The 11,239-nt window shown below is 69.8% G+C and carries 12 protein-coding genes, 1 tRNA gene and 1 pseudogene; 11 read left to right on the top strand and 3 right to left on the bottom strand.

Annotated elements, in window-relative coordinates:
• From Q0C41_RS12340 to bamD, 6 genes are all read left to right on the top strand, one after another.
• Positions 1-808, top strand: an 808-nt coding sequence (locus Q0C41_RS12340; protein ID WP_291984080.1) for an RsmB/NOP family class I SAM-dependent RNA methyltransferase, incomplete at its 5' end; no start/stop codon positions are given.
• Positions 808-1,542: a PASTA domain-containing protein gene (locus tag Q0C41_RS12335; RefSeq protein ID WP_291984079.1), complete on the top strand. Its 735-nt coding sequence runs from the start codon at positions 808-810 to the stop codon at positions 1,540-1,542. The genes Q0C41_RS12340 and Q0C41_RS12335, both read left to right, overlap by 1 nt.
• Positions 1,539-2,222: a ribulose-phosphate 3-epimerase gene (gene rpe / locus Q0C41_RS12330; RefSeq protein ID WP_291984078.1), complete on the top strand. Its 684-nt coding sequence runs from the start codon at positions 1,539-1,541 to the stop codon at positions 2,220-2,222. The genes Q0C41_RS12335 and rpe overlap by 4 nt, the downstream gene beginning before the upstream one ends.
• On the top strand, positions 2,219-2,620 hold the full coding sequence (locus Q0C41_RS12325) for a thioesterase family protein (protein WP_291984077.1): 402 nt from the start codon (positions 2,219-2,221) through the stop codon (positions 2,618-2,620). Before rpe ends, Q0C41_RS12325 begins: the two co-directional genes overlap by 4 nt.
• Positions 2,617-3,558 (top strand): NAD-dependent epimerase/dehydratase family protein, encoded by a 942-nt coding sequence (locus Q0C41_RS12320; protein ID WP_291984076.1) that lies wholly within the window; start codon positions 2,617-2,619, stop codon positions 3,556-3,558. The genes Q0C41_RS12325 and Q0C41_RS12320 overlap by 4 nt, the downstream gene beginning before the upstream one ends.
• Positions 3,534-4,496, top strand: a complete 963-nt coding sequence (gene bamD / locus Q0C41_RS12315; protein ID WP_291984075.1) for an outer membrane protein assembly factor BamD — start codon at positions 3,534-3,536, stop codon at positions 4,494-4,496. Before Q0C41_RS12320 ends, bamD begins: the two co-directional genes overlap by 25 nt.
• A gap of 18 nt (positions 4,497-4,514) precedes the next feature.
• Here the strand turns inward: bamD and pgsA are convergent, their stop codons facing one another.
• The gene (gene pgsA, locus Q0C41_RS12310; protein WP_291984074.1) at positions 4,515-5,108 is read right to left on the bottom strand and encodes a CDP-diacylglycerol--glycerol-3-phosphate 3-phosphatidyltransferase; all 594 of its coding nucleotides are present in this window, start codon (positions 5,106-5,108) and stop codon (positions 4,515-4,517) included.
• A 53-nt stretch (positions 5,109-5,161) separates the two neighbouring features.
• On the opposite strand from pgsA, the gene Q0C41_RS12305 reads away from it, so the two are divergent.
• Both Q0C41_RS12305 and Q0C41_RS12300 read left to right on the top strand, forming a co-directional pair.
• Complete coding sequence (locus Q0C41_RS12305) at positions 5,162-6,214, top strand: NDP-sugar synthase (RefSeq protein ID WP_291984073.1); 1,053 nt, start codon at positions 5,162-5,164, stop codon at positions 6,212-6,214.
• A 67-nt stretch (positions 6,215-6,281) separates the two neighbouring features.
• Positions 6,282-7,649, top strand: a complete 1,368-nt coding sequence (locus tag Q0C41_RS12300) for a phosphomannomutase/phosphoglucomutase (RefSeq protein WP_291984072.1) — start codon at positions 6,282-6,284, stop codon at positions 7,647-7,649.
• Positions 7,650-7,776: 127 nt separating this feature from the next.
• Here Q0C41_RS12300 and Q0C41_RS12295 read toward each other — a convergent pair whose 3' ends face one another.
• Positions 7,777-8,673 carry a hypothetical protein gene (locus Q0C41_RS12295; protein ID WP_291984071.1) on the bottom strand — a complete coding sequence of 299 codons (897 nt, stop codon included), beginning with the start codon at positions 8,671-8,673 and terminating at the stop codon, positions 7,777-7,779.
• Positions 8,674-9,026: 353 nt separating this feature from the next.
• Between Q0C41_RS12295 and Q0C41_RS12290 the strand changes: the two genes are divergently transcribed.
• The 3 genes and pseudogenes from Q0C41_RS12290 to Q0C41_RS12280 form a co-directional block, all read left to right on the top strand.
• Positions 9,027-9,100 (top strand) — tRNA-Gly (locus Q0C41_RS12290).
• A 97-nt stretch (positions 9,101-9,197) separates the two neighbouring features.
• Complete coding sequence (locus Q0C41_RS12285) at positions 9,198-10,334, top strand: acyltransferase (RefSeq protein WP_291984070.1); 1,137 nt, start codon at positions 9,198-9,200, stop codon at positions 10,332-10,334.
• Positions 10,335-10,404: 70 nt separating this feature from the next.
• Positions 10,405-10,560, top strand: a pseudogene (locus Q0C41_RS12280) (DMT family protein); the annotation flags it as partial.
• 56 nt (positions 10,561-10,616) lie between these two features.
• On the opposite strand, the gene Q0C41_RS12275 reads toward Q0C41_RS12280, so the two are convergent.
• The gene (locus Q0C41_RS12275) at positions 10,617-11,075 is read right to left on the bottom strand and encodes a DUF3592 domain-containing protein (protein WP_291984068.1); all 459 of its coding nucleotides are present in this window, start codon (positions 11,073-11,075) and stop codon (positions 10,617-10,619) included.
• Positions 11,076-11,239 lie beyond the last annotated feature (164 nt).

Below are 11,239 nucleotides of genomic sequence, written 5' to 3'. Positions count from 1 at the left end.
GCCGGCCGAGGTCACGCTGTGGCCGCTGCCCGGCGGACCGGACGCGACACCGCTGCCGGTGGAGGGCACGCCGACGCCCTACGTCCCCGGTGGCGTCGTGCTCGCGAGCGGGCGCGACGCGCTCGCCCTGCTCAAGGACGGCGCGGCCTACGCGCAGGACGAAGCGTCGGCCGCGGTCGGGGTCGTCGCGGGTGTCGTGGCGCGCGGGCGGGTCCTGGATGCCTGCGCGGCGCCCGGGGGCAAGACGCTGGCCATGCGGCCCTACCTGCCGCCGGGGGCGATCCCGATCGCCAACGACGTCCGCGCCCGCCGCGTCGCCCTGCTGGCGGCGACGCTGGCGCGGGCGGGCGGACGACGTCCCCCCGTGGTGCGGAGCGATGCCCGTCATCTGCCGTTCGCCGGGACGATCGACACCCTGCTGGTCGACGCGCCCTGTTCGGGGCTGGGCACGCTGCGGCGCGAGCCCGACGTGCGATGGCGACGGACGCTGGCCGATCTGCCCGGCCTGGTCGAGTTGCAGCGGAGTCTGGTCGAGGACGGACTGCGGGCCCTCGCGCCCGGCGGGCGGCTGATTTACGCCACGTGTTCGAGTGAACCCGAGGAGAACGAGGATCTGGTGGCCGACGTCCTGCGGGCCCACCCCTCGCTGCGGCGGGTCGACCTCCGTCAGGCCGGGCTGCCCTCGTCGATGACGCCCCTGCTCACGGAGGACGGCGCCCTTCGCTCCTGGCCGCACGTCCACGGGCTCGATGCCTTCTTCGCGGCCGTGCTCGAAACGCCGGCGCAGGCCTGTGGGATCATGCCGTGATGGAAGCGCGGCGAGGGTTCACCGGCCGGGTGTGGGGCGCGGGCAAGCTGGTGATGCTGCTGGCGTTGCTGGGTATCACCTACGCCGTCTCGTTCGGCATGGCGATGCGCCTGGCGCTGCGCACGCGTGACGTCCGGGTGCCCGACCTGCGGGGCCGGACCGTCAATCAGGCCAGCACGTCCCTCACCGAGCTCGGCTTGCCGCTCAAGGTCGAGGAAGCCCGCCGGTCGGATCCCAAGGTGAAGGCCGGACTGATCCTCGCCCAGGACCCGGTGTCGGGCAGCACGGCCCGACGGCCCCGGAGCGTCAAGGTGTGGTTGAGCGCGGGGCCGACCGTGAGCCGCGTGCCGGCCGTGATGGGGCTGACCGAGCGCACCGCCCAGTTGCGCCTCGAGGGCGAAGGGATCGGCATCCGGGACCTCGCTGCCATCCGGTCGTCGGCCTTCCCCGCCGGCATCGTGGTCGCGCAGAATCCGGCCTCGGGCGCTGCCGCCGACACCGTGTCCCTGCTGGTCAACCGGGGCGAACGCGGCACGACGTACGTGATGCCGGACCTCATCGGCGTCAATGCGCAACAGGCGGCCGAACTGCTGCGCGTGCGTGGCTTCCGCGTCGCGATGGTGGCCGAGCAACCCTACCCTGGCGTGCCCCCCGGCATCGTCTTGCGGCAGTCTCCGCTCGGCGGTTTCCAGATTGCCCCGGGCGACGCCATCTCCCTGGAGGTCAGCCGGTGAGCGTGCGGATTGCGCCGTCGATTCTGAGTGCCGATTTCGCCGCGCTCGGCCGGGATGTCGCCATGGTGGCGGCCGCCGGCGCCGACTGGATTCACGTCGATGTGATGGATGGCCGGTTCGTGCCCAACATCAGCATCGGGGTCCCGGTCGTGGCCGCCCTGGCGCGGGTGTCGCCGGTGCCGCTCGACGTCCACCTGATGATCGTCGAGCCCGAGACCTACGTCGACGCCTTCGTGCAGGCGGGGGCGGCGTCGGTGTCCGTCCACGTCGAGGCCACCGATCACCTGCATCGCCTCGTCCACCGGATTCGCGAACTCGGGGCCAGACCGGGCGTGGCCATCAACCCGGCGACGCCGCTCGAGACGCTGACCGAGATCGCGGCCGACCTCGACATCGTCATCCTGATGTCGGTCAACCCCGGTTTCGGGGGGCAGGCGTTCATCGAGCGCAGCTACGACCGGCTCCGCCGCCTGCGGGATCTGCTCGACCGTCAGGGCAGTGCCGCCGTCATCACCGTGGACGGCGGGGTCGACCCGGCGCGGGCCGAGGCCGTGGTCGAGGCGGGCGGGGACGTGCTGGTGGCCGGCAACGCCGTCTTCGGCGCGGCAGACCCGACGGCGGCGATGGCGGCGCTCCGGGCGGCCGGGGCACGTGGCTGGCAGGCACGTGGCTCCCGATGAGCGAACTCGCGGGCACCGCCCGAATCCGGGTGCGCTATGCCGAAACCGACCAGATGGGCGTGGTCTATCACGGCAACTACTTCGCGTGGTTCGAGGTCGGGCGCGTCGAGTGGCTGCGACAGCTCGGCTGGAGCTACAAGGCGCTCGAAGAGGGCGGCGTCAGCCTGCCGGTGATCGAGGCCGCTTGCCAGTACCGGCACCCGGCGCGGTACGATGACGAGTTGGAGATCCGGACGACGGGCCGCATGGCGAGTGGCGTGCGAGTCGAGTTCACCTACGCGCTGGTGCGCCTGGCCGATGGCCGGGAGCTGGCGACCGCCCGGACCATGCACGTGCCGGTCACCCGTGACGGGCGTCCATGCCGCCTGCCGGTGGCGCTGAGGGAGATGTTGGCGTGAAGGCACTCGTCACCGGGGCCGCCGGGTTCATCGGCTCGACCCTCACCGACCGGCTCCTGTCGCAGGGCGCGGACGTGGTCGGCATCGACTGCTTCACCGACTACTACCCGCGGGCGCTCAAGGAGCGCAACCTCGCGGCCGCCAGGCAGTCGCCCCGGTTCCGGTTCGTCGAGGACGACCTGCTCGGGACGGACCTCGACGCGCTGCTCGACGGCGTGACGCACATCTTCCATCTCGCGGCGCAGGCGGGTGTGCGCAAGAGCTGGGGGCGCGATTTCGGTGTCTACGTCCACAACAACATCGCCGTGTCGCAGCGTTTGCTGGAGGCCTGTGCCGGCCGCCCGCTCGACCGGTTCGTCTATGCCTCGACGTCCTCGGTCTATGGAGACGATGCGCCGATCCCGATGCGGGAGGATCAGCGGCTGCAGCCGCTGTCGCCGTACGGGGTCTCCAAGCTCGCCGCCGAACACCTGGGCCACCTGTACCACGTGAACCATGGCCTGCCGTTCGTGGCCCTGCGCTACTTCACGGTCTATGGGCCGCGGCAACGTCCGGACATGGGCTTTCACCGGTTCCTGACGGCGGCCATGGACGGGCGTCCGCTGACCCGGTATGGCGACGGCGAGCAGACGCGGGACTTCACGTTCGTGGCCGATGCGGTGACGGGCACGGTGGCCGCGGGCACCCGGGGCGTTCCCGGGCGTGTGTACAACCTGGGCGGTGGGGCCCGAGTGACGGTGAACGACGTCTTCGCGATGATCGGCCGTCTCGTCGGAGAGCCCATCGCCATCGATCAGCAGCCGCCCCAGAAGGGCGACATGCGCGACACCTACGCGGACACGAGTCGCGCGGCGACGGACCTCGGCTTTGCGCCGTCGGTCACGCTCGAGCAGGGATTGGCAGAAGAGTACGCATGGTTACGAAGCGAACGAGCATGAGCCGGATCGGTCGACCGGTCCGCACCGCGGCGCTGGTCCTGCTGGTGGTGGTCACCGCCGCCTGCGCCACCAAGCGCGGCAACATCCCCACGGGCGTCACCGAGCCGGACAAGTACCTGTTCGAGCAGGGCAAGCTCTCCATGGACGACCGCAAGTGGTTCACGGCGCGGGAGTACTACCAGCAGCTGGTCGACGGCTACCCGCAGAGTCCGCTGCGCGCCGACGCCAAGCTGGGCCTGGGCGACGCCTACCTCAACGACGGGTCCACCGAGGGCAAGCTGCGCGCCGAACGGGAGTTCCAGGAGTTCCTGTCCTACTTCCCCACGCACGCGCGAGCCGACTACGCCCAGTACAAGCTGGCGATGACCCACTTCGACCAGATGCCGAAGGCGGAGCGCGATCAGACGGAGACCCTCGCCGCGCTCGAGCAATTTGCGGCCTTCCGGCAGAAGTATCCCAACAGTGAGCTGCTGCCCGAGGTGCTCGAGAAGGAGCGCGTCGCGCGCGACCGCCTCAGCGAGTCCATCTACAAGGTGGGCTACTTCTACCACCGGGCCCGCTGGTATCCGGGCGGCATCTCCCGATTCCGGCAGGTGCTGACCGAAGACCCGAAGTTCACCAACCGCGACGCGGTGTACTACTACCTCGCAGAGGCCCTGGTGACGGTGAAGCTCGAGGCCGAGGCGCTGCCGCTGCTCGAGAAGCTCGAAGCCGAGTTTCTCGAGAGCGAGTTCCTCCCGAAGGGCGCGGCCCTCAAGGAACAGGTCAAGACGACGCTGGCCTCCCGCACGCCCGGGGCGGCCGACGGCAGCCCGGCGGCCACCCCGGCAGGCACGCCGGCCCCAGGCGGCATCATCGGGCCCGGCAACCCCAGCGGCGGCATCGGGGTCACGCCGCCCCCTGCCAAGCCCACCGTGGACGTCAAGCCGCCGCAGTAGCGGGGGCTCGGGGAGCGCTCACGGCTCCCCGACGTCGGGCGTCTTCAGCACGGAGTTGAAGCGCCGGTAGTAGTCCAGGGCCGACCAGACCGCCAGGGCGAGCATCACCCACAAGGCGAGCGTCCCGACCCAATCGAGCGGAAACGGCACGCTGGGCGCCAGCAGGAGACCGAGGATGGCCGTCACCTGCGCGGCCATCTTGCGCTTGCCCAGTTCGGAGGCGGGCATCGCCACGCCGCGGGCGGTCGCGACGCTGCGCAGCCCCGTCACCGCGAGGTCGCGTCCGACGATGATGGTGACCATCCAGGCCGGGGCCCGCTCCAGCTGCACCAGCGAGATGAGGGCCCCCAGCACGAGCAGCTTGTCGGCCAGCGGGTCCAGCCACTGTCCGACCGCCGTGATCTGCCGCCGCCGACGCGCCAGCCAGCCATCGAGCAGGTCGGTCAGCGATGCGAGCGCGAAGATCAGCGCCCCGAGGAAGTCGCTGCGCACGCCCGTCCATTCCCAGCTGCGCGGTGGAGTCAGCATTACGACGACGAGGAGGGGCACCAGCACGATGCGGACGACCGACAGGGTGTTCGGGAGATTGAGCATCGTGGGGAGCGGCGCCATTGTACCTGCCGGCAGGGCCGTGTCGTGGGTGTGCGCTATCATTTCGGGCTGACATGAAGGCCATACTGCTCGCAGGTGGCAAAGGCACGCGCCTGCGTCCCCTCACGCTGAACACCCCCAAACCGATCGTCCCGATCTTCAACCGGCCCTTCCTGATGTACCAGCTCGATCAGCTGCGTCAGGTGCCCGAGATCACCGAAGTGATCCTCAGCCTGAACTACCAGCCCAGGCGCATCGAGGAGACCTTCGGCAACGGCGACGCCCTCGGGATCAAGATTTCCTATGCGGTCGAACCCCAGCCGCTCGGCACCGGCGGGGCGATCAAGTTCTCGGCGCAGACCGTCCAGGACTCGGTGATCGTCCTCAACGGCGACGTGCTGCAGCAGATCGACCTGCAGGCCGTCATCGCGCGGCACCGGGCCGCGAAAGCCAAGGCGACCATCGTGCTGACGCCGGTGGACAACCCGTCGGCCTACGGACTGGTCGAGACCGACGCCGAGGGCAACGTCCTGCGCTTCCTCGAGAAGCCCGGGCAGGACGAGATCACGGTGAACACGATCAACGCCGGCATCTACGTGCTCGAACCCGAGACGCTGGACCGCATCCCGGACAACGAGGCCTACTCGATCGAGCGCCAGTACTTCCCGTCGCTGGTGGCCAACGGCGAGACGTTCGTGGCCTATGTCAACGACGGCTACTGGATCGACATCGGCACCCCCGAGAAGTACCGGCAGGTGCACCGGGACATCATGGACGGCCGCTACCATGCGGCGCCGTTCCTCGATCGGCCCGGCGGCATCGTCGACCTCGGCGCGCGCATCGAACAGGATGTCCACATCCAGGGACCGTGCTTCCTCGACGAGGGGTCGGTCATCAAGGCGGGGGCCAGGCTCGGGCCGTATGCCGTGATCGGGCGGCAGGTGCAGGTGGACGAGCAGGCGCAGGTCCGCGACTCGGTGACCTGGGCCAACACCGTCATCGGCGCCGAGGCCGTCGTCGAAGGCACGCTGATCGGCCGCAACTGCCACATCGGCCGCAACACGGTGCTCGGCGAGGGCCGGATGGTCGGCGACCGCAGCACCGTCACGGATTTCAGCAGACTCTGACGCCCCCTCTGGCGGGCCTTTTCGGCGCGGTGGTGCCCCGGTGGCGCCCGGCGCCTCGGATGGACGCATGGCAGATGTGAACGTCGTGAACCCGGAGATCTTCAAGGCCTACGACGTGCGGGGACTCTACCCGTCGGAGGTGAACGAGACCGCGGCGCACGACATCGGTGGGGCATTCGCCTCCTACCTCGGAGCGCGGCGCATTGCGGTGACGCGCGACATGCGGACCTCGTCGCCGGGGCTCGCCGAGGCTTTCATCGAAGGGGCCCGTCAGCAGGGCTGCGACGTCGTCGACTACGGCATGATGCCGACTGACGTCATGTACTTCGCGGTGTGCCGCGACGGCCTCGACGGCGGCGCGCAGATCACGGCGTCGCACAACCCGAAGGAGTACAACGGCATCAAGCTGGTCTCGAAGGGCGCCAAGCCGCTCAGCGGTGAAGTGGGCCTCAAGGAGATCAGGGAGATGATCATGGCCCGTGAGTTGCCGCCACGGCAGCCGACCATGGGCGGGTACGAACGGCGCGAGGTGGTGGACGACTATCTCGAGCACATCTTCCGGTTCATCGATCCGTCGATCATCAAGCCCTTCTCCTGCGTGCTCGATGCCGGCAGCGGCATGGGCGGACTGATCGGGCCGAAGATCTTCGCGCGCCTCCCCTGCCGCACCTCGCACGTCGCGATGGAGGTGGACGGGACGTTCCCCCATCACGAGTCCAACCCGCTCATCGAGGAGAACCGCCGCACGGTGACGCAGCGTGTCCTCGACGAGAAGGCCGACATCGGCATCGCGTGGGATGGTGACGCCGATCGCTGCTTCTTCATCGACGGCACCGGGGACTTCGTGGCGGGCGACTTCGTCACCGCGCTGCTCGCCGAAGCCTTCCTGATGAAGTACCCGGGCGAGAAGATCATCTACGACGTGCGCGCGAGCTATGCCGTCAAGGATCTCGTGGCGCAGTACGGCGGCACGGCGCTGATGAGCCGCGTCGGGCATGCGTTCATCAAGCAGCGCATGCGGGCCGAAGACGCGATCTTCGGCGGCGAGGTCACGGGCCACTACTACTTCCGCGACAACTTCTACGCCGACAACGGCTTCATCCCGGTCCTGCTGATCCTGGAACTGATGTCGCGCAAGGGGCAGACGCTGGCGGAACTGCTGGCGCCCCTGCGCGAGAAGTACTTCATCTCTGGCGAGATCAACACCAAGCTGGCGACGATGGCCCTGGCCGACGAGAAGATCGCCGAGCTGACCGCCAGATATGCCGACGGCCACGTGTACCACCTCGACGGCGTGTCGGTGGAGTACCCGGACTGGCATTTCAACGTGCGCAAGTCCAACACCGAGCCGCTGCTGCGCCTGAACCTCGAGGGCGTCACCGACGACATCATGCAGCGACGCCGGGACGAAGTGCTGGGCATCATCCGCGGCTGACGTGGTGGGACGCGCGGCTGCGTGCCGACCGACCGTGGGAGGGACGTCTCGCTGAGGCGTCCACATACAAAAAGGCCGCCCCCCCGGATCGGAGGCGGCCTTCTTCGTCTGTGTCGCGCGCGGTCGCCTAGCGGCAGGTCGCGGCGATCATCTTGACGTTGGTCACCTTCAGCACGCCCGTCGTGGCGGCCTGATTGGCCATGTGCTGCATCGAGGCGGCGCCGGCCGAGCTGCCAGCCTGGCTGCCCGTCGTCGTCCCCGTCGTGGCGCCCGTGCCACCAGCCGCACCGCTGCCGGTGCTGCCGCTGCCCGAGGTGCCCTGGCCGGCATAGCCCGTGCTGCCGCTGCCCGAGCCAGCTGCCCCGCTACCCGTCGTCGCCGAGCCGCCGTGCGCCCCCATGCTGGGCGAGCCCGAGGCGCTACCCGATTCGAGCGTGCCCGTCACCTCGATCTGATGACCGACATGCGCCGCCAGGTTGGTCGAGGCGTCCGCCATCAGGTGGTAGACGCGTCCGCCCTGCTGGCCCGCGGCCGAACGGGCGTCGCTCTGCCCCGCCGTGCTGCTCGGCATGCCTGTCGTCGCGTTGCCGCTGCCGCCGTCCGAGACGCGCAGCATGTACATGCCGCTCCCCGACGTGCTGCCGTAGCGTCCCGCACCCGCCGCCTGGCCGCTCTGCGCGGTCGCGCCCTGCGTGCCGGACATCGTGCTGCCGCTGCTGCCCGCCTGGCCGGTGCTGCCGGTGCTCGTGCTCCCGGTCGCACTGCTGCCGGTGGAGCCGGTCGAGCCCGCGCTGCCGGTGCTGCCCGTCGAGCCGGTGGCACCCGACATGGTCGAGCCGGGCGTGGTGCCGGAGGTCGACGTGCTCGCGCCGCTGCCCGTGCCGGCCTGCAGGCAGCCCTGCACCGTCATCTTCTCGCCCTGGGCCTTCTGCGCCATCGCGCCGCTCGTGCTCGGCTGCTGCGCCATGGCCGTCATGCCTGCCGCGACTGTAAAGGTGGTCACCCATTGGAACGTGCGCTTCATGATGTCTTCCTCCGCATCTGCTTCGGTTCACGACCCGCCGTCGCCAGGACCGGCGGGGTACGTTGACGACGAGCCAGTGCCCGCCCCTATGCCGATAAGTGAAGGCAAGAAGCGGTCCGCGTCGGGGAAGACGGCGGAATGGCGGCAGGAACAGGCGTGTGGTGGTTCAGATACGGTGCGGCGGCTGTACGTCGCGCGTACAGATACACCAAAGCGACACAACATGCGGTAGCCGTGGCACGACCAGCGCGCCGTCGAGATGGCCGGTGTGGTGGTGGACGAGATGATCGATGGGGCCGACGGCTGAGACGTTGACTTGTGGCGACGCGGCCGCTGATAATCACAGGCTGCGGGCGGGCTTAGCATAGTGGTAATGTCCTGGCTTCCCAAGCCAGTCAGACGGGTTCGATTCCCGTAGCCCGCTCCACCGACTTTTCCGAAACATCCCGTCTCCACACCACCCGGCTGTCCTGGCGCTCGCGCCGCGGCCATCGATGCTTGCACCTGGTCGGTTGACGCGGATAATGGCGGAGCTTGGCGCGCCCGATGGCGGCGTCGCCACCGCTGACCGTGCCGTGACCCTCGCCGACAGCCCCACGACCCGGCCGCGTGCCGCCGCCTCGACTGCCGAGGCGGCGCCGTACTACCCGCAGCTCGATGCCCTGCGCGCCGTGGCCGTCATCGGCGTGCTCATCGATCACACCACCGACTGGTGTCGCGGCATGGGTGGGGCTGGCGTCCGCGTGTTCTTCGTGCTCAGCGGATTCCTGATCACCGAGATCCTGCTGCGCGCGCGAGACACCGGCCACGCCACGCCCGGGCGCGTCCTGTGGGCCTTCTACGTGCGGCGCGCGCTGCGGATCGTCCCGCTCGCGTATGCCGCCGTGGCCGTGGTCTGGCTGCTCGACACCCGGGGCGCGCGCGACTTCGTGTGGTGGTACCTCACGTTCACCACCAACGTGCTGCTCGTGCGGGAGCAGTGGTGGGTCCCGCTGGGGCACTTCTGGTCACTCGCCGTCGAGGAGCAGTTCTACCTGCTGTGGCCACTCGTCGTGCTGTGGACACCACGCCCGCGGTTGGGCGGCGTGCTCGCTGCGCTCGTCGCCACGGCGGCGGTGATGCGGCTGTGGTTCGTGCCCGAGGTGGAGGGACCCCGATGGGCCTCGGCGCTGACGCCGATGGTGGTGGACGCGCTCGCCGTCGGCGCGTGGCTGGCCACCAGACCACGACAGCCTCGCGCCTGGCCACTCCCGCTGGCCCTCCTGGCCACCGTCGTGCTGATCGCCCTGCGCGGCACCACCGACGCACTCGTCTTCGCCACGCTGTACCAGTGGGCCTGGCTGGCCGGGTCACTCGCACTGGTTCAGGCGAGCGTGCAGGGATGGCCGGGCGCCCTCGGGCGCGTCGCGGCGTGGCGGCCGCTGCTCACCCTCGGGCGCATCTCGTACGGGGTGTACGTCATCCACTGGCTCGTGCCGACGCTGTTCAGCGCGGCCCAGAGGTTCACCGGCGTGCCGATGACCTATCCGGACGCCGGCCTGCCGCGCCTGGTGTTCGTGACGGGGCTCACGCTGCTGGTGGCGATCCCCTCGTACCGCTGGTTCGAGCGGCCGCTGCTGACATTGCGCGCGCGGGTGCCGTACGCCGTCCCGTCGCGCTGATCCGGTCGCCGCCAACCGTGCGGCCGCCCCGGCAGGCGGCCCGAGGCCCGCCCTCGTCCACAATGGCGAGGTGCTCACGGTGCTGCTCCTCGTCATCTCCAACGCCTTCATGACCGTTGCCTGGTACGGGCACCTCAAGTACCGCGAGGCACCGCTCCTCACGGTGATTGTCGTGAGCTGGCTGATCGCGTCGGTCGAGTACGCCTTTCAGGTGCCCGCCAACCGGCATGCCCTCGCGTGCGTGCTGCTCTTCGGCGCCGTCGCGGCGGCGTTCTACAAGCCCTAGCCGGCTCGCCGCGACGTGCCGCGGGCATCCCGCGGTCCGAAGACCGCGATGGCCACGCCAAGGCCGCCCAGCACGACAATGGCGCCGAGCCAGATGAGCACGGGCGCGAGAAACTCGATGCGCCGATCGACGCGGGCGCGGCCGGGCTGCTCGGGATCGAACCGCACGGGGACCTGCTCCCCGACCGCGTAGGGCGGACGGCCGTAGTTGCTCACGCTGCGGAAGCGCACGCGGCTGCCGTCGGGCGCCGTGAAGGCCACCACCAGTCGGAACCGCTCCATGGGTTTGCGGGCCTCCCGCTCGAACGGCTCATGCGCCACCACGGTGCCGGTGGTGCGTTCGGCCTGCAACAGGAAGAACCGGTCGGTCTCGGTCAGCCGCCACCCTCCCGCCAGCAGCCCGAGGGCCACCAGCACGAGCACCGTGCCCACCACGCGTCGTCCGCCAGCCGCCATCCCCACAGCGTAGCAGGCCGGGCCGCCACCGATGCTGCCGGCCCGGCTGGTACGGTCCGTGCAACGTTGAGTTCACATCTGCTGCAGTCGTCTTGCCGCGGATCGTCGAAACACTGAGCAGAATCCAGACCAGCCACACCGGGCTTTCGCTACAACCGGCGCGC

Source organism: Luteitalea sp., assembly GCF_022842525.1.
GTDB lineage: Bacteria > Acidobacteriota > Vicinamibacteria > Vicinamibacterales > Vicinamibacteraceae > Luteitalea.
The sequence above is the reverse complement of the archived record's forward strand: the minus strand, read 5'-3'. Positions and strand labels throughout refer to the sequence as shown.

What these genes read in the sequence shown, in the direction of transcription:
- Q0C41_RS12295 (WP_291984071.1), bottom strand. Translation starts at nt 8,673, where the DNA reads ATGAAGCGCACGTTCCAATGGGTGACCACCTTTACAGTCGCGGCAGGC.
- bamD (WP_291984075.1), top strand. Translation starts at nt 3,534, where the DNA reads ATGGTTACGAAGCGAACGAGCATGAGCCGGATCGGTCGACCGGTCCGC.
- Q0C41_RS12335 (WP_291984079.1), top strand. Translation starts at nt 808, where the DNA reads ATGGAAGCGCGGCGAGGGTTCACCGGCCGGGTGTGGGGCGCGGGCAAG.
- Q0C41_RS12325 (WP_291984077.1), top strand. Translation starts at nt 2,219, where the DNA reads ATGAGCGAACTCGCGGGCACCGCCCGAATCCGGGTGCGCTATGCCGAA.
- Q0C41_RS12300 (WP_291984072.1), top strand. Translation starts at nt 6,282, where the DNA reads ATGGCAGATGTGAACGTCGTGAACCCGGAGATCTTCAAGGCCTACGAC.
- Q0C41_RS12275 (WP_291984068.1), bottom strand. Translation starts at nt 11,075, where the DNA reads ATGGCGGCTGGCGGACGACGCGTGGTGGGCACGGTGCTCGTGCTGGTG.
- pgsA (WP_291984074.1), bottom strand. Translation starts at nt 5,108, where the DNA reads ATGGCGCCGCTCCCCACGATGCTCAATCTCCCGAACACCCTGTCGGTC.
- Q0C41_RS12305 (WP_291984073.1), top strand. Translation starts at nt 5,162, where the DNA reads ATGAAGGCCATACTGCTCGCAGGTGGCAAAGGCACGCGCCTGCGTCCC.
- Q0C41_RS12285 (WP_291984070.1), top strand. Translation starts at nt 9,198, where the DNA reads ATGGCGGAGCTTGGCGCGCCCGATGGCGGCGTCGCCACCGCTGACCGT.